This is a genomic window from Parasutterella secunda (genome assembly GCF_016901835.1).
Taxonomy (GTDB): domain Bacteria; phylum Pseudomonadota; class Gammaproteobacteria; order Burkholderiales; family Burkholderiaceae_F; genus Aphodousia; species Aphodousia faecavium.
Genome location: NZ_JACJKX010000001.1, coordinates 83,931 through 100,745, shown reverse-complemented (window position 1 = coordinate 100,745; position 16,815 = coordinate 83,931). Strand labels below are relative to the sequence as shown.

Annotated in this window: 15 protein-coding genes; 9 read left to right on the top strand and 6 right to left on the bottom strand. The window is 46.9% G+C overall.

What is annotated here, in order from left to right:
* Positions 1 to 35 precede the first annotated feature (35 nt).
* Both H5985_RS00510 and H5985_RS00505 read right to left on the bottom strand, forming a co-directional pair.
* A complete protein-coding gene (locus tag H5985_RS00510; protein ID WP_205049358.1) occupies positions 36 to 2,510 on the bottom strand; it encodes a DNA topoisomerase III in 2,475 nt (824 codons plus the stop codon).
* A gap of 95 nt (positions 2,511 to 2,605) precedes the next feature.
* On the bottom strand, positions 2,606 to 3,475 hold the full coding sequence (locus H5985_RS00505; RefSeq protein ID WP_205049357.1) for a DNA-processing protein DprA: 870 nt from the start codon (positions 3,473 to 3,475) through the stop codon (positions 2,606 to 2,608).
* A 71-nt stretch (positions 3,476 to 3,546) separates the two neighbouring features.
* On the opposite strand from H5985_RS00505, the gene def reads away from it, so the two are divergent.
* Positions 3,547 to 4,059 (top strand): peptide deformylase, encoded by a 513-nt coding sequence (def, locus tag H5985_RS00500; RefSeq protein WP_205049356.1) that lies wholly within the window; start codon positions 3,547 to 3,549, stop codon positions 4,057 to 4,059.
* 6 nt (positions 4,060 to 4,065) lie between these two features.
* Here def and H5985_RS00495 read toward each other — a convergent pair whose 3' ends face one another.
* Positions 4,066 to 4,965, bottom strand: coding sequence for an alpha/beta fold hydrolase (locus H5985_RS00495; RefSeq protein WP_205049355.1), 900 nt, complete (start codon positions 4,963 to 4,965; stop codon positions 4,066 to 4,068).
* A gap of 113 nt (positions 4,966 to 5,078) precedes the next feature.
* Between H5985_RS00495 and fmt the strand changes: the two genes are divergently transcribed.
* The 7 genes from fmt to H5985_RS00460 are packed head-to-tail and all read left to right on the top strand — an operon-like array spanning position 5,079 to position 13,666.
* The gene (gene fmt, locus H5985_RS00490) at positions 5,079 to 6,041 is read left to right on the top strand and encodes a methionyl-tRNA formyltransferase (RefSeq protein ID WP_205049354.1); all 963 of its coding nucleotides are present in this window, start codon (positions 5,079 to 5,081) and stop codon (positions 6,039 to 6,041) included.
* A complete protein-coding gene (gene rsmB, locus H5985_RS00485; RefSeq protein WP_205049353.1) occupies positions 6,038 to 7,351 on the top strand; it encodes a 16S rRNA (cytosine(967)-C(5))-methyltransferase RsmB in 1,314 nt (437 codons plus the stop codon). The genes fmt and rsmB overlap by 4 nt, the downstream gene beginning before the upstream one ends.
* Entirely contained in the window at positions 7,351 to 7,950 is a 600-nt protein-coding gene (locus tag H5985_RS00480; RefSeq protein ID WP_205049352.1) for a DUF4390 domain-containing protein, read from the top strand. The genes rsmB and H5985_RS00480 overlap by 1 nt, the downstream gene beginning before the upstream one ends.
* Complete coding sequence (locus H5985_RS00475; protein WP_205049351.1) at positions 7,947 to 10,100, top strand: ATP-binding protein; 2,154 nt, start codon at positions 7,947 to 7,949, stop codon at positions 10,098 to 10,100. Before H5985_RS00480 ends, H5985_RS00475 begins: the two co-directional genes overlap by 4 nt.
* A gap of 26 nt (positions 10,101 to 10,126) precedes the next feature.
* Positions 10,127 to 10,771: a response regulator gene (locus tag H5985_RS00470; protein WP_205049350.1), complete on the top strand. Its 645-nt coding sequence runs from the start codon at positions 10,127 to 10,129 to the stop codon at positions 10,769 to 10,771.
* Positions 10,772 to 10,784: 13 nt separating this feature from the next.
* Complete coding sequence (gene trkA, locus H5985_RS00465; protein ID WP_205049349.1) at positions 10,785 to 12,182, top strand: Trk system potassium transporter TrkA; 1,398 nt, start codon at positions 10,785 to 10,787, stop codon at positions 12,180 to 12,182.
* 11 nt (positions 12,183 to 12,193) lie between these two features.
* Positions 12,194 to 13,666 carry a TrkH family potassium uptake protein gene (locus tag H5985_RS00460; protein WP_205049348.1) on the top strand — a complete coding sequence of 491 codons (1,473 nt, stop codon included), beginning with the start codon at positions 12,194 to 12,196 and terminating at the stop codon, positions 13,664 to 13,666.
* On the opposite strand, the gene H5985_RS00455 is transcribed toward H5985_RS00460, so the two are convergent.
* Positions 13,663 to 13,989 (bottom strand): DUF1840 family protein, encoded by a 327-nt coding sequence (locus tag H5985_RS00455; protein WP_205049347.1) that lies wholly within the window; start codon positions 13,987 to 13,989, stop codon positions 13,663 to 13,665. The genes H5985_RS00460 and H5985_RS00455 overlap by 4 nt on opposite strands.
* Before the next feature lie 67 nt (positions 13,990 to 14,056).
* On the opposite strand from H5985_RS00455, the gene H5985_RS00450 reads away from it, so the two are divergent.
* The gene (locus tag H5985_RS00450; protein ID WP_205049346.1) at positions 14,057 to 14,743 is read left to right on the top strand and encodes a YecA/YgfB family protein; all 687 of its coding nucleotides are present in this window, start codon (positions 14,057 to 14,059) and stop codon (positions 14,741 to 14,743) included.
* Here H5985_RS00450 and H5985_RS00445 read toward each other — a convergent pair.
* Positions 14,715 to 16,121 carry an AmpG family muropeptide MFS transporter gene (locus tag H5985_RS00445; protein WP_205049345.1) on the bottom strand — a complete coding sequence of 469 codons (1,407 nt, stop codon included), beginning with the start codon at positions 16,119 to 16,121 and terminating at the stop codon, positions 14,715 to 14,717. The two genes, H5985_RS00450 and H5985_RS00445, sit on opposite strands and share 29 nt — an antisense overlap.
* Positions 16,122 to 16,123: 2 nt before the next feature.
* Positions 16,124 to 16,813 (bottom strand): pseudouridine synthase, encoded by a 690-nt coding sequence (locus tag H5985_RS00440; RefSeq protein ID WP_205049344.1) that lies wholly within the window; start codon positions 16,811 to 16,813, stop codon positions 16,124 to 16,126.
* Positions 16,814 to 16,815 lie beyond the last annotated feature (2 nt).

The window sequence follows — 16,815 nt, the reverse complement described above, 5'->3', positions numbered from 1 at the left end:
GCATAAAGCGGCAGTCTCTGCATTAAGTCCTCAAATTATTTTTTAGCACTTGTTTTCTTACGTACAACCCGTGCTTTCTTTTGAGAGAATTCAAATCCTACAGCCCCGTCTTTACCTAAGACCAAGAAGGCAGAGAATTTACGTTTGGTTCGATTCGAAACGAAATCATGAAGTTCGCTGCTTTTTCCCTCTGCGAGAATTTTGGCAGCTTCTTCAGCAGAGATCGGTTGTTGCAAAATGGTTTTACCGATTCTGAAGTCGCATGCCTTTTCCAGTGTTTTTTCGCAAACATAACCCTTGGGGCTATCGTAAACATTGGAGCCACACTTCGGACACTTTCCAATGACGGTCAGTACAGAGACATCAATCGGCTCATCCTTTTCCTTTGTTTCGTTGCCGAAATCAAATTCAAGTTTGAATTCCTCATTCAAACGAAGTTTTGAGGAAAACGGCCGCCCCATCTTGCTGATAAAGCCGTCAAGCGGTCCGATTTCTCCATCCTTGAGTAACACCTCCACCTCTGAGACCTCAAAGGTGCGACCGCCGGGATGTTTAGGCAAACTGAAATCACATTTCGTACAAGCAAAACGTCGGTAATTTTCAACGATTTCCCCACCGCACTTCGGACAGGGATTTTGTAAATGAGCCGGATTTTCAATGGGAACCGTGTTACCTTCATAACGTTTGGCCGAATCCACAATTTCGACAGTCATGTTACGAATTTCTTCCATGAAAACTTCCCGAGACAGTTTGCCCTGTTCGATCTGAGCCAGTTTGTACTCCCATTCCCCCGTTAACTCAGGCTCTGAAAGTTCTGATACGCCTAACCCTTTCAAAAGTGCAAATAACTGTCTGGCCTTATAGGTCGGGGCCAATTCGCGACCGTCGCGACGCAAATAGTTCTGAAGCAGTAACCCTTCGATAATGGCTGCTCGAGTGGCTGGCGTCCCCAATCCTTTGCCTGCCATAGCCTCGCGCAACTCATCTTCCTCAACCAACTTTCCGGCGCCCTCCATAGCGGACAATAACGTTGCTTCGGTATAACGCGGCGGAGCTTTGGTGGCCTTTTCTTCTACGCTAGCTTGCTCGACTAAAACCGATTCGTTTTCTGCGACTGCAGGAAGCGTTTGAGCATCCTGCGCTTCACGTCCGTAAACCGCCAACCAACCGGCTTTGACCAACACTTTCCCTTCGGTTCTTAATTTTTCATCGGCAACCGTTGTGATACGAGTCGTCACGTCATACTCGGCGGCCGGGAAAAAGACTGCCATGAAACGTTTGACGACCAAATCGTAAATTTTTTCCTCTGCTTCCGACAGTTTTTTGGGAGCCTGTAAGGTTGGAATAATGGCAAAGTGATCCGATATCTTTGCGTTATCAAAAACCCGCTTACTCGGCTTGACCCACTTGTGAGTAACAATATCCTGAACATTGTCAGCATATTGCGGTAACCCTTCCAACATCTCGAGCGTTTGATAAACCGTGGGAACATAGTCCTCCGGCAAAGCCCGGGCATCCGTTCTCGGGTAGGTCAAAACCTTGTGTTTTTCGTACAAAGACTGCGCCAAAGACAATGTTGTTTTAGCCGAAAAACCGAAGCGATTATTTGCTTCGCGCTGCAAACTCGTTAAGTCAAAAAGAAGCGGCGAAAGCTGAGTCGTTCGTTTGGCCGAATCGTGTACCTGTCCGCTTTGACGGTTAATTTTCTCACACAATGCTCGGGCATCATCCTCACTCCAAATTCTCTCGGCTTTGTCGTTTGGACGATCGTCCTGCTTTTTGAAATTCGGATTAAACCAAACAGCTTCGTAGTCACCGCTTTGAGCTTGTACCCGGGCATGAACTTCCCAATATTTCTGACTGACGAAAGCGTTGATTTTCTCTTCCCGTTCAACCACAATGGCCAAAGTCGGCGTTTGAACACGACCGACTGTTGTTAAGAAAAATCCACCGTCTTTACTATTAAAAGCGGTCATCGCACGCGTGCCGTTTATGCCGACCAACCAGTCAGCCTCTGAGCGAGATCGGGCCGCATCAGATAAATGACGCATTTCCTCATCCGTTCTCAAATGATCGAAGGCTTCCCGTATGGAAGCCGGCGTCATGGATTGCAGCCACAAACGTTTAATTGTCTTCTTACACTTACTTGCCTGGATAATGTATCGGAAAATCAACTCACCTTCTCTTCCGGCATCGCAGGCGTTGATAACTGTGGTGATATCTGCACGCTTGAGCAGGCGTTTTAACAACTTCAAACGGTCTTCTGTCTTTTTAATCGGCTTAAGATCAAAAACCGGTGGAAGCACCGGTAAGTTGGCAAAAGTCCATTTTCCTCGTTTAACGTCGTATTTTTCAGGCACCGCTAATTCCAACAAATGACCGACTGCGGAGCTGACTACGTAGTGATCACCTTCAAAATAATCTTTTTCACGCTTCATCCCGCCTAAAGCCTTTGCAATATCTGAGGCAACGGATGGTTTTTCAGCAATAACTAATACTTTTTCACTCATTTGATTTTTAACCTAACATCGAGGTCCTTGCTCAATTTGTCTTTTTTTAGAGTAGCAGTTACAAATAAAAAATGACGACTATTTGTTAATTTTTTTTAATTTGCGATTTCAGACAGGATATCGTCGACGGACTCAACCAACTTTGCTCCTTCTCGAATTAGCCTATTGGTTCCCTTTGACAGCGGTGAGTAAATAGAACCCGGAACGGCCAGGATATTTCTGTTTATATCAGCAGCCTCTCTCATCAAAGACAACACTTTTGAGCGAGCGCTCGCTTCAATGACAACAAAATGTTCAACACCGGCAAGAAGTAACCTTTGACGCGATGGCCATGGATCGTTTTGCATCTCAATCGGAGACAGCAACAGCCCTCTTTCGGACATAAATAGTGATTTTTCGAAGAAATTAGAGTCAGTTGCGATATTTTTGGAAACAATTATTAAAGATTGAGCATTACTTTTAATAGCAGCTTTTAAGGTCGTCTTTTCAATTCCCTCACCATCGCCTTCAACCAATGCCACATTCTTTCTGACCAAAGAGCCGGCCCATGACTTCGCAATCTCCTCTCCTTGAGCACTTGGATGAGAACTGCCTACTAAACTAACGGTTGTCTTATTTAAAAGAGCAACTTTGCCAACCGCCAAAGTTACCAAAGGCGGTTGAGGTACCATTAAAAACTTTTTTGGAAAATCTTCATCACTCGGCACCAATAATCGGGCATTCGGAACTGACGACAAAAAATGAAGAATCCTCTCGATTTGCTCATCGGTCTGCAGCGATGGTGGGCGACGTAAACTCAAAGCAACGGATTGCGGTAAAACGGTCATCAGCGAAGAAAGACTCTGCGAGAAAATAGCCTCTGGTAATCCGAATGCTTTCAATAACCCATAAAAGCTTTCAAATTGCATTCCCGGAGTGAGTGCCAAACGTAGCCAATTCTTCTGTTTTTCCAATAACATATTCATTCTCAAATCGAAAGATTTTTCTTTTGCGCTAGAATCTGTCTCCTTATTAAGGCCTTTTTTGGAGAGCTCCCGTGGCTATTTTACCGATTGTGCAATTTCCCAATCCCGTTCTGGCAATGAAGTGTCAACCGATCACTGAAGTGACCGACAGTATTCGTTCATTGGCTGCCGACATGGGTGAAACGATGTACAAAGCTCCGGGAGTCGGTCTGGCCGCTCCCCAAGTCGGCGAGCCCGTTCGGATGGTAGTCGTTGATGTCAGTGAGGAAAAAAATAACTTATTGACCTTGATTAACCCCGTTATCACGGAAAAAAGTGACGAAGAAGTCATCGGAGAAGAAGGCTGCCTGTCCCTGCCGGGTATTTGGGAAAAAGTAGCAAGAAGTACTTCTATTGTCGTTAAGTTCACTGATCTTCAAGGCAATGAGCAGGAACTTCATGCTGAAGGGCTTTTAGCCATTTGCATTCAACACGAACTCGATCATCTTGACGGCACTGTTTTCATCGACCACCTCAGCCGATTGAAGTACGATCGGGCCTGTGCCAAATTGAAAAAGCGCCGCAAACAGGAAAAGGATCGCTAATCGCTGTTAATCCTTGTAACGATGGCAATGCTTACCAACTGCCGGAACGATCTGATCAATGACCCGATCCGGCAGATCGTGCCCCATACCATTAATAACCATCATTCTGGAATTCGGGATTAGACGTGCCACCTCCTCTCCGGCACGTAACGGCAAAAGCGGGTCATCGCGTCCGTGAATAACTAAGGTCGGCGTCATAATGCGCTTCAAATATTTAGAACGATCCCCGGAAGCTAAGATTGCCAACAATTGTCGGCTGCTCCACGTTTGCTCATAGCCGCTCTCGAGCATCGCTTCTGCCACAATCGTAACCTGTTGATCTGAGTAACTTTCTCCGGGCGACCCAATCGCTTTAAACATTTTCCTGAGGTATTTTTTCATGGCTTCCAGGTCCCTATGACGAGGAGGCTTACTCAAAATTCCGCTGATTGCTCTTAATTTTCCTAAACCGGTTCTGGGATTGCCTGATGCGCCCATCACAGATATCAGTGATGAAACCCTTTGCGGATACATATTGGCCATAACCTGCCCAATCATGGCCCCCATTGAAATACCCATCACGTGGGCCCGTTTGATTTGCAGTTCATCTAGGACAGCCACCGCATCGGCAGCCATATCTTCCAATGAATAACAACCGGTGACAGGACGCCGCATCAATGTACGGACAATGGCACCGAAAGTCGCAAAGGGGCTGACATAACGGTCAATTTTTGTCGATTCCCCGCTGTCCCGATTATCAAAAACCACTACTCTTAATCCATGACGAACCAGTTGTTCGATCAAGCGATCAGGCCAAGCCTTTGAAGGCATACCCAACCCCATTATCAGTAAAATCACAGGAGCACTATCATCGCCATAAACGTCGTAGGCAATGCGGATATTGTCAATTGTTTGAAGCGTCTGCATAAAATTCCCCACGTTTTCAAAAAGTGTATCGCTTTGCCAACAACTTTTAAATGGACGGTTAAAAAAGCTAACAAATCAATCTCAGCTGAAAGTGAAAACACTAAAATTAAAACATGAAAATCATATTTGCTGGAACACCCCCTTTTGCCGCCACCGCCCTTGAGGCGCTTATTGCGGCCGGACACGATGTCTGTTTAGTATTGTCGCAACCCGACCGTCCAAGCGGCCGCGGGATGAAGTTGACCCCGTCGGCAGTGAAAGCGTTGGCTCTTCAAAAGAGTCTTCGTGTGGAGACACCGCGTACTCTATCGGTTAAGAAAAATCCACAAGAGGCCCTTGCTACCATTGAGCTTTTAAAGTCAATGAACGCCGACATTATGGTGGTTGCAGCCTACGGGATGTTGTTGCCTGAATCTGTATTGAGTATTCCCCTTGGTATCGGCCCTGACAATTCCGTCAAATGCATCAATATCCATGCCAGCCTTTTGCCTCGATGGAGAGGGGCAGCTCCGATAACCCGGGCTATTGAGGCAGGAGACTCTCATTTCGGGGTCACTCTGATGAAAATGGATGCCGGACTAGATACCGGGCCGATGCTTTTGCAGGAATCTTTCCCTCTGACTGGAGAAGAAACTACGACGTCCTTAACCGAACGCGTCGCCGAACTCGGGGCACAAATGCTTGTGAAGCTTTTGGCCGAGCCTGAAAAAATTACAATAACGCCCCAGCCTGAGGACGCCGTAACCTATGCCCATAAAGTCACAAAAGAAGAGGGCCATCTTAACTTCTGCCTATCCTGTTCAGAAGTAGAAAGAAAAATTCGGGCATTTGTCCCATTCCCCTCTTCCTTTGCCGAGCATAACGGCACAATCATCAAGATTTGGCAGGCACAGGTATGTTCTGAACGTCACGGCAAACCCGGAGAAGTTCTTAGTGTTGACAAAAACGGAATAGTGATTGCCTGCAATCAGGGGGCCATTCGCGCCACCGTTCTTCAACGACCGGGCAAACCTAAAATGCCGGCGCAAAGCTTCTTGCAAGGCTACAACGTCACTGCCGGAGAATTTTTCAAATGAGTATTCCGCTTAATCAAGCCATGCTCATCAGTGCTTCGGGATGGCAGAAAATCGTTTCAGAGTCCTGTTCGTTGGAAAAGGCTCTAACTTTTTGCACGTCTGATGAGCAACCGGAAGCGCGTTCCGTCGTTCAAAGCTTGCTGTATACGACGGTACGTCATCGAGCTCAGGTTGATTATCTCGTCAGAAAATTAGTCAAAAAAGAACCTCAGGAAAAAGTTCGGTCACTGCTTTGTGTTGCACTTGCTCTGCTGCTTGAGGATAAAGAAAAACCTTTTACGGTTGTCAATCAGACTGTTGAAGCCGCTAAGACTGATCCTGAATTGTCTTGGTCTAGTGGTTTTTTCAATGCCGTTCTCAGAAATTTTTTGCGTAATCGTTCGCAACTGACTGCTGCATTCAAAACCAATTTATCAACCCGGTACAACGCACCAGGCTGGTGGATTTCTAAAATCAAGCGCTCCTACCCAAAAAGTTGGCAGAGTATCCTGAGTACTCAGAATAAGCGTCCTCCGCTTACCTTGAGAATCAATCGGGCTAAAACAACGGTTGACGAATTTTTAAAAACGCTCACTGAGCACGGTTTTCAAGCCAAACCGATCGGCACCTGGGCGGTTATGATCGAGCCCCCTTGCCCTGTCAACAAAATTCCTGGATTTTCCGAAGGACTATGTTCGGTGCAGGATGCCGGCAGCCAATTAGTCACTGAACTGTTAGAGCTTAAAGACGGTGATCGAGTGCTGGACGCATGTGCTGCTCCTGGAGGGAAAACTGCTCAACTGCTCGAAACGCATCGCCTTGATGTAACCGCAATGGAGATTGATCCCGATCGGGCCGTACGTATCAATGAAACTCTCTCACGCTTAGGGTTGACCGCTAAAATAGTGGTCGGAGATGCCAGTGATGAATCCGTATTGGATAAGTTGGGCGAATTTGATGCCATTCTTCTGGATGCTCCGTGTACGGCCTCGGGCATTGTTCGTCGCCACCCGGATATTGTTTGGTCCCGGCGTTCCGAAGATATCGACGTGTTAGCATCACGACAGGCTCATTTATTAGAGACACTTTGGAAAAAAGTACCGCAAGGAAAGCAGTTACTGTACGTTGTCTGTTCCATCTTCCCGGAAGAAGGACCGATGCAGATTCAGCGTTTTCTTGACCGTCATCCGGAAGCGTCTCTCAAGACTAATACCTTGAGTTCCGACGGGATGCTTCGTCTGGTTCCCACGGAAAACGAACATGTACAAGGATTACCGATTAATCATGACGGATTTTTCTACGCCCTGCTTGTAAAAGGAAACAAACAGTAATGCGTATGGTTAAACACTTCCTTAACTTATTGCTCACCCTTTGCTTAGGCTTAGGAAGTGTTTCGTTTGCCTGGGCAAATGACATTACCGTCATGTCAGGTACCTTATCTGTCCGTACCAGCTCTCCTCAAGGCCTGTATCTTGATGTCAATGTAGAGTTTGATTTGCCGCGCAGTGTTCAAGATGCGCTCAACAGAGGCATTCCGCTTTACTTTGTTACGGAATTTTCTATCCAACAACAACGTTGGTATTGGGTCAATAAGCCCTTAATTGAGGCCTCTTTAATGACCCGACTTTCTTACAGTCCGCTGACAAGACAATACCGTCTTTCCAGAGGCGGGCTGTCCCAATCTTTTGATTCCTTATCCGAAACACTGGCGATTTTGAAGTCGCTTCACGGTTGGCGGATCTCTGAAGACACTCATATTGAGAATCCTGAAGACTGCGTAGCGGAGGTTAGAGTACGTTTGGACACCAATCAACTTCCCCTCCCCATGCAGGTTACTATCGGTGAAAATGATTGGGATCTGACATCGGACTGGTACGTTGTCGACTTTGATCGTTCCATCACTCATCCGTTAGAGGACGGTAAGCAATGAGATATCGTCTGAGATACGGTGCCAGTATCGGTTTTGCGATCATCGTTGTTTTGCTGTTCTTACTGACTTCAGCCGGAACAACTTCCCAAAAACTGGAACCCTATTTTCCTATCTTGCTCATCATCAATGCATTGGTGGCATTGGGGTTATTGGTTGCTGTCATTTCGTTAATTTCTAAATTAGTTAAGCGATTCAAACAACATCAGTTCGGATCACGTACGTTGGCAACGCTGGTCTGTGCAATCTCTTTTGTGGCATTGCTGCCGTCGTTACTGATTTACACAATTTCAACACACTTAATTTCTCAGGCATTTGACTCCGGCGTCGACTCAAGAGTAGAGCGTGCATTGGATGCCGGTGTTACTCTGGCTCAGAATTCACTGCTGCGAATTCAAAACGATCAGTTGGTGACCACAAGAACGATTGCAGACAGACTCAGCTCCGTTGCCTTTTCCGACATGAGCAATGAACTCATGCGCATGAGCGATCTGACCAATTCCGCAGTCTTATCTTTAATTGACGGCAACGGACAAATCATCACGCAAAGCTCTCCTCTGGCCTCGGTCGACCTAACAGTCTCAACTCGAGATATCCAAACCGTCAGACAGCAAGGCTACTTTTCTGCTTTGGAAGAAAGTGCCTTAGACAACACTCCGCAATCCAACAGACTAAAAATCCGAACGATTGTCCCGATTAATAATCATTCATCCTCAGACGAATGGTTTTTACAAGTCAGTCTGGAAATTCCGGAAAGCGTTGCTCACAACATCAATGCCGTAACAAACGGTCTGCTTGATTACCAACAAATCATTTTCAATCGAAGCGGTTTACAAACCATTTACCACTGGTCATTGATTCTGAGTCTTTTATTGGCCGTACTTTGCGCTGTTTTAGCTGCATTTTCCTTTGCCAGTCGAATGACCGCTCCGATCAGACAGTTGGCCGAAGGGACTCGCCGTGTGACCAGCGGACATTTTCAACCGATTAAAGAGTTCTCCGGCGCTGACGAAATCAATGAGTTAACCCGCGCATTTAATGTCATGGTAAGAAAAGTCAATGACGCCATGGACACTCTGGAGAGCAGACGCGAGCGTTTGGAACAATCCAACATTTTCCGAGAACGAATTCTGGAAAATCTCTCCACCGGCATCATCATTCTGGATCATATGAAACGCCTGCGTTCGGCCAATATGGGTGCCGTCAGAATTATCGGCAACAGTGTCTTGCAAATCGGCGTCCTGCTCCAAGAAGCCAACCCAGCGCTTGCAAAACTCGTTTTACCGATGCTCTCGGACAGCTCTCGTTCAGTCAAGCAGGAGGACGCTTCTTTATCAATTGATGGGAAAAAAGAGCCGCTCACCCTATTAATCCGTACCTCTTCCGTTCCTCTTAATGACGGTCCCGGATTTTTAGTGGTCATTGACGATATGACGCAGGCCGTTGCCGCTCAAAGAGTTATCGCCTGGGGGGAAGTTGCCCGCCGCATGGCTCATGAAATCAAAAATCCGCTCACTCCGATTCAATTGGCGGCAGAGCGTATGCAAATTAAGTTGTCCAAGCATCTGCCTGACGATGACATCGTACTTCTGAATCGTTATACGAATACGATTGTCGAGCAAGTCTCTGCTATCAAACAGATGGTCAATGATTTTCGTGATTACGCTAAATTACCCAAACCGACCCTAAAGCCTCTGAACTTAAACGAAGTGCTCGATGATGTTGCGTTACTGTACAGACAAGCCGGTGGCTCTGTTTCCTTAAAATTAGAGAAAAACCTTCCTTTGCTTGCTGCCGATAGAGCCCAGCTGCTGCAAGTTCTTCACAATCTGCTCTCAAATGCAAAAGAGGCTTGTAAAAACGATTCTGATTGTCAGATTGAAATGTCGACGTCTCTGGAGCGTGAAGGAAAAGAGAAAACCGTCATTTTAACGGTGGCGGACAATGGCCCAGGATTTAGTGAACAGATTCTTAACCATGCTTTTGAGCCCTATATCACCACAAAAGAAACCGGCACAGGATTAGGGTTACCTATGGTGAAAAAAATTGTTGAAGAACATGGCGGTTGGATAAAATTAGCTAACCGTTCAGACCCGAATGACCCAAAACCAAATGGTGCTATAGTTACCATTGGTTTTGTCAATCTTGCCTGACTTTTTTATCAGACTTGTGGATTTAAATGGCAAACGTTCTTGTTGTTGATGACGAAGTTGGAATTCGAGAGCTCTTCAGTGAGATTCTTTCCGATGAGGGCTATACCGTCACGGTGGCGGCCAATAGCGTGGAAGCTCGTCGCGCCTTGCATTCTTGCTCTCCCGATGTAATTTTGCTTGATATCTGGATGCCCGATACCGACGGGATGTCTTTGCTCAAAGAATGGGCTTCACAAGGACCGCTGCCTTGTCCGGTTATTATGATGTCCGGCCACGCCAACATCGATATGGCCGTTGAAGCAACAAAGTTCGGTGCCTATTCTTTCCTTGAAAAACCCACTTCTATCAAGACACTGACAGAAGCTTTACGTGCTGCGTTGGCTGCCAAACAAACCATGGAGCGTACGGCCGCAGCTGTTCAGCGCAGCGCCGATAATGCTGAAAAAAGTAAAAAAGAACAATCCACTTCCCGCTCCTTGAGCGAATTGATCGATTTCTCCCTACCCTTGCGCGAAGCGCGGGACCAATTCGAACGAGCTTATTTTTCCCATCTTCTCGAGCAGGAAAATTACAGCATGACCCGAGTGGCTGCCAAAGCTCAATTGGAACGTACCCATCTGTATCGAAAATTACGCCAACTCGGTATTGAGTGGTCCAAGGACGAATCTTAGTCACGCTTGAGTTATGAAAATTTTGATTTTGGGAGCAGGCCGGGTCGGCCAATCCGTAGCGCAGAGTCTGGTCAGTGATGCAAACGACATCACTATCGTGGACGAGTCGGCAGATCGTATCGAGCAAATGCAGGAGCGTTTTGATCTTCGAGGCATCGTCGGTGATGCCAGCTCTCCCTCTGTACTGAGTAGTGCTGGGGCTATGGACAGTGACCTGCTCATTGCCGTAACTGCCAACGACGAAACGAATCTTGTTGCCTGCACATTGGCTGCGCAAATCTTTAATGTCCCTATGCGCATTGCCCGTGTCCGTGACAGTGAATTGAGACACTATCCCCGCATTTTAGGTGATGAAGGCTTTCGTGCAACAAGCGTCATCTGGCCTGAGCAGGCAATGGCCACACAATTTGCCAAGTTAATTACTTTCCCTGCTGCTCAACAGGTATTGAATTTCGCCGAAAATAAACTCTCTCTTTTTACAGTCAATTCCACCGACTCTGCTCCTCTCACGGGCAAAACTTTGGAAGATGCTTTCAGAATGATGCCTGAGGCAAAGATGAGATTTATCTCTATTTATCGGCGCAATAGAAGATTAGAGTGCCGAAACGACACCGTCATTGAAGCCGATGATGAAATTACCGTCCTCGTTTCCAGCGAATGCGCGGAAATGGTCATCGAAGACCTGCATCCTTTTGAAAAAGCCGAAACCATTGTTCTCATTAACGGTGGAGAGTTATCCGGGTTGCTGACCGATGAACTGGAACCTGCACGATCCAAACGCAGAATCAAAATTTTTGAGGGCAAGGAAGAGGTCGCAATTGACCTCTCCAAACGATTCAGCAGTAACAAAGTCTCCGTATCTTTGGTCAAACATGACGACACACTGGCGCTGATGCAAGAAGGCATTGATCAGGCCGATGTGGTGGTAGCCTTATCCAATAACGATGAAATTAACGTTATGACTGCGCTCTTGGCTAAAAAGCTCGGCGCTAAGCGAAGCATTGTTTTACTGGAAAATCAGGTTTACTCCGATCTTGTCCGAGGTACAGAGGTTGATGTCACAGTCTCCCCGACACAAGCTTCTTTAGGTGAACTACTCAGACATATCCGCTACGGTGATGTCGTCAATGCCCAGGAACTCTATCAGGATAAAGCCGAAGCTTTGGAAATCATCGCCCACGGTACGAAAAAAAGTTCAAAAGTGGTCGGAAAAGCGCTGCGCGAAATTGCTTTTCCCAAAGGAGTATCCGTCGGGGCCATTGTTCGTGGCCAAGGCGATGAGGCCAATGTATTAATGGCCGAACCCGACCTCACGGTTATGGACGATGATCATCTGATATTGTTTGTTCCGAACAAGAAAGTGATTCAACGTATCGAACGTTTGTTCGAGGTTGATGTCGGCTTCTTCTAAGCGAGCTCACCATGTTCCGAACTCAAAAACGACTGATTCTGCCCGTTTTGAACGCTTTGGGCCCTTTGCTGATCATTTTGGCCGGGGCTCAGCTTCTTCCTCTTGCTATTGCTTATCGGGACGGAGAGGACGTTTTGTCCGAGTTCGGACTTTCTGCTGCTGTGACGCTAACTATCGGTTTATTTCTTCTTTTTTCAACCAAACGTTTTAAAAGAGAATTAGAACCTCGAGACGGCTTTCTTCTTGTCACGTTGTCATGGCTGTCCGCTGCACTGGTCGGCTCTCTTCCACTGACCTTATTGCTGCCGGATATTGCCTACTATCGGATCTTTTTTGAAGCGGTTTCCTGTTTAACAACAACCGGAGCAACCGCCCTGACCAATTTATCCGATCTGCCGCTGTCTCTGAACTACTGGCGCTGTCTCTTATCCTGGCTCGGTGGTATGGGTATCATTGTTTTGGCCGTAGCCATCCTGCCTCTGTTGGGGGTCGGGGGTGCTCAACTTTTTAAGGTTGAAAATTCCAATCTGTTCAAAGATGACCGATTGACTCCTCGTATTGCCGATACAGCCAAAGCTCTTTACGTCATTTATATTCTCGCTTCTATCGCTTGCGTTGCCGCATACCACTGGGCCGGCATGAATTGGGATGATTCCGTTATGTTTATGTTCACAACAATGAGCCTGAGCGGAATTACGCCCTATGATCAAAGTATCGGCTACTTTAACTCGCCGGCGATTGAAATGGTTGCTGTCGGTTTTATGATTTTTTCAGGCTTTAATTTCTCGCTTCACTTCACGGCCTGGCGGCAACGTTCCATTTCAACCTATTTCACGGATATTGAAGCACGTGCATGGTGCCTGGTTCTATTGGCCGGGGTTCTCATTGTTTTTGGTATTTTAAGCGTCAACCACGTCTATCCCTCCTGGGAAACCACGCTGCGTCACGCATTGTTTAACGTTGCGTCTCTATTTTCAACGACCGGATACACCACTGAAAATTACGAGCTTTGGCCTTCATCAATAGGCTTTTTACTGCTGATCGGCAGCCTTTTTGCATCCTGCTCCGGTTCAACCGGAGGCGGTGTAAAGATGCTTCGACTGTTAATTTTTATCAAACAGGCGGTTTTGTGCCTGCATACCCTGTTAAGACCTCGAGATTATTTACCGCTGAGATTAGGCAAACTCACTATCCCTGAAAATATTATCGGCAATGTTTCGGCATTTTTTGCTTTGCACATCATAGTGGTGTGCACGTGCACAATGCTGATTATGTTCTCGGGTGTAGATTTAACCGAAGCTTTTTCAACAGTCATCGCTTGCATAGCCAACGCCGGTCCCGGCTTAGGGGATGTGGGGCCGGCCGGTAACTACGCTGCCTGCAGTCCTTTGCATCTGTGGGTGGGTTCTTTCTGTATGTTTGTCGGCCGTCTTGAGTTATTTACGGTCTTCGTAATCTTTACCCGAGCATTCTGGAGAAATTAGGACAAAGGTTCCCAGTGGACATTCACTCCCTTATCGGCTGCTTTTCGCAAAAGTTTTAATAGGGAGTAGAACCGCGTACGAATACCGACTGCAGCAAGCATGGCGGGTTTTTCTTTTGCTTCGTCCTCATCTTCCGGTACCTCGTTTTGAGCCACTGCGTCAATTACCTTTTCCAGTGACTGAATGACTGCCGGCAAATCTTCCGCCAGAAATGCTCCTTTATCATGAAAAACAATTCCGGCTTGCTTAAAAATCGGTTCAACATGGTTTCTCATCATGATGACTTCGCCGGTAACTTTAGAGCGAAAAACAACAACTGCCATTTCTAAATACCCTCACTTTCTTTTTTGATTCATCCGTCATTTTATAATCGGCAGTAGGAAAACTGCTATGAGATTTTCAATGATGGCGTCTCACTCTTTAAATCGTGCTCTGAAAGATGACGAATTCGTCGAACTCGACGAATTACTGGCTCAATTAGATGAAGACAGTCTGGCCATGGACGCTTCTCAAGCCGATGGCTTTCTGACAGCTTTGTGCTTACTTCCTCAAGAGGTACCCCCCACAGAGTGGATGCCGTTGATTTTCTGTGCCCCTACTGCCAAACCTTCTGTTTTGAAAGAACCTCTTCAAACCAGACTGGAGGAATTGCTCTACAGACGCTATCGCGAAATTAATCATCGCTTAGCACAACGACAACCCATCGATCCCATTGTGTTCGACCCGGAAGATGATAACGGAGAGCCTTTAACCGGCGAAGATGAGATTGTTGCGTTACAACCGTTTGCTTCCGGCTTCTTAACTGCAGCTCAGAAGTGGAGCGGTTTGCTTGATTCCGACAACCCGGAAGTAACTTCCGCACTGGTTGGCGTATGGCGCCATCTTCCTGAAGAAGAAATCGGAGACTTTGCCTCGGTCAGAGATGAGCTGCTGTCAGAGTCGCCTCTTGAAAATCTTGATGATGCTATTGAAGATATTGCAATCTGCATCAAACAGATTGCTTCGGTTACTCGAGGATTTTCGGACGATAAAAAGCAAGGACAAGGTATTAATCGCTCGAGTCGTCGACGCCATTAATATTTCGTCGGTGTTCCAGGTAGGCTGCCCAGGCTACCAGGACTAAGACCGGTACCCCGATCAGTGCTGTGGAAACGAAAAACAGACTGTAGCCGATGCTTTCAACGACAAAACCGGAAAATCCGGCTAAAAATTTCGGCAACAGCAACATCACGGAACTGAAAAGGGCATATTGAGTGGCCGTGTAAGCCGTGTTGGTCAAGCCTGCAAGGTAGGCTAAAAAAGCCACCGAGGCGATGCCTGCCGCTAAATTATCAGCACTGACCGTTATCATCAGGTAAGGCAGGTGATGTCCCTGAGTTGCCAACCAAGAAAACAACAGATTCGTGATCGCAGACAGCAATCCGCCTAAAAACAGTGTTTTCATAACGCCAAGTCGAGTGCTGATCATGCCTCCGATAAACGCCCCCAACAATGTCATCACAACACCGAAAACTTTAGAAACTGCGGCCACTTCTTCTTTACTGAAACCCAGATCCTGATAAAACGGATTGGCCATTACTCCCATCACAACATCAGAAATTCGATAAGTCGCCACCAATGCCAAAATCACGGCCGCATGCCAATGATAGCGAGTGAAAAAATCAATGAATGGCAAACAGGCGGCTTCATAAAACCAAACAGCCAGACGAGTTTTACGCTCTGGCCAGTCCGGATGCGCTTGTTTGCAGTGCTGCAGACGAGTGACTGTCAAATCTGTTGTATGGCGGCTGACCTCTCGGGTGGGTTCGGGTGAAAGCAAGACAGTTACCAGACCGACAACCATACTCGAAGCCATCACCATGTAAGCCCACTGCCACGCTAAGGGGTCATACTGTGAGTCGGTTGAGGTAAAAAAGGCCGCCAATGCCAATGCCCCGGCACCGGCCCATATCATCGCCAAACGGTAACCGGTTTGATACATAGCCGCTAAAGCCGCCTGTTCAGACAATTGAGCACTTTCAATTCGATAAGCATCCAACGCAATGTCTTGAGTCGCAGAAAAGAAAGCGGTCAATGTCGTAAACACAATCATCAACATCAGATTTTGCTGCGGGTCTGTCAAACCCATGGCGACCAGACATATCGTTACCGACAGTTGAGAAAATAGTAACCACGCTCGTCTGCGCCCGAAATAAGCTGTCAGGATCGGTAGTTTCAATCGATCAACAAGAGGTGCCCAGGCCCATTTAAATCCGTAAGCCAACCCTACCCATGTCACCATTCCGATAGTACTGAGTTCAACCCCCGCCTCTCGAAGCCAAAACGACAATGTCCCCAACACGAGCAGAAGCGGCAATCCGGAGGCAAACCCGAGAAAAAACATTCTGAGGGTTTGAGCCCGGGTATAAATTCGCCAAGCTGACAACCAGGATGAGCGGCCAGATTCTGTCGACATGGTTAAATCAAATCCTCTTTACGGATAAAACACCATTGTTTTTCAGACAATTCTTCTGAAAGTGTATAGTGACCGACACTGATACGGTGCAATGCTTGCACCCGATTCCCAACCGCCGCAACCATGCGTTTAACCTGGTGATATTTACCCTGGGTAATTTTCATCTCAAATACCCTATCACTCTTTTGTTCGATAGCATCGGCTGCAACTTTTTCCTTTTCTCCGTCCAACACAACTCCGGTAAGAAGCTGATGAAACATTGTTTCATCCATCGGGTGTTTTGCTGTCACTCTATAAATTTTGGCGACATGTTTTTTAGGATGGGTGAGCCTGTGCAGCAGTGCTCCGTCATCGGTCAGAATCAACAACCCCGTCGTGTCTTCATCGAGTCGACCGACGGGTTGCACTCCACGATTTCGTAAAGGTGCAGGCAATAATGACATGACTGACGGATGATGGATCGGCTTTCGGGAACATTCATAACCGGTCGGTTTATTCAATGCAATCACAGCCTTTTCAAAGTAAGGCCAACTAACCCCATCAACGCTAAATTCCAGAGCATTTGTGTCAACATCCATCCAAGGATCCGTTAAAGTCTGTCCCTCAATAGCGACCCTTCCCTGAACGATTAAGCCGTAACACTCGTGACGTGTTCCGAACCCCTGGCTGAATAACACTTGTTCCAACTTCACGG

Excerpts from the sequence above, each read along its gene's own strand:
- H5985_RS00510 (WP_205049358.1), bottom strand. The coding sequence starts at position 2,510 with ATGAGTGAAAAAGTATTAGTTATTGCTGAAAAACCATCCGTTGCCTCA.
- H5985_RS00505 (WP_205049357.1), bottom strand. The coding sequence starts at position 3,475 with ATGAATATGTTATTGGAAAAACAGAAGAATTGGCTACGTTTGGCACTC.
- H5985_RS00495 (WP_205049355.1), bottom strand. The coding sequence starts at position 4,965 with ATGCAGACGCTTCAAACAATTGACAATATCCGCATTGCCTACGACGTT.
- fmt (WP_205049354.1), top strand. The coding sequence starts at position 5,079 with ATGAAAATCATATTTGCTGGAACACCCCCTTTTGCCGCCACCGCCCTT.
- rsmB (WP_205049353.1), top strand. The coding sequence starts at position 6,038 with ATGAGTATTCCGCTTAATCAAGCCATGCTCATCAGTGCTTCGGGATGG.
- H5985_RS00480 (WP_205049352.1), top strand. The coding sequence starts at position 7,351 with ATGCGTATGGTTAAACACTTCCTTAACTTATTGCTCACCCTTTGCTTA.
- H5985_RS00475 (WP_205049351.1), top strand. The coding sequence starts at position 7,947 with ATGAGATATCGTCTGAGATACGGTGCCAGTATCGGTTTTGCGATCATC.
- H5985_RS00470 (WP_205049350.1), top strand. The coding sequence starts at position 10,127 with ATGGCAAACGTTCTTGTTGTTGATGACGAAGTTGGAATTCGAGAGCTC.
- trkA (WP_205049349.1), top strand. The coding sequence starts at position 10,785 with ATGAAAATTTTGATTTTGGGAGCAGGCCGGGTCGGCCAATCCGTAGCG.
- H5985_RS00460 (WP_205049348.1), top strand. The coding sequence starts at position 12,194 with ATGTTCCGAACTCAAAAACGACTGATTCTGCCCGTTTTGAACGCTTTG.
- H5985_RS00455 (WP_205049347.1), bottom strand. The coding sequence starts at position 13,989 with ATGGCAGTTGTTGTTTTTCGCTCTAAAGTTACCGGCGAAGTCATCATG.
- H5985_RS00450 (WP_205049346.1), top strand. The coding sequence starts at position 14,057 with ATGAGATTTTCAATGATGGCGTCTCACTCTTTAAATCGTGCTCTGAAA.
- H5985_RS00445 (WP_205049345.1), bottom strand. The coding sequence starts at position 16,121 with ATGTCGACAGAATCTGGCCGCTCATCCTGGTTGTCAGCTTGGCGAATT.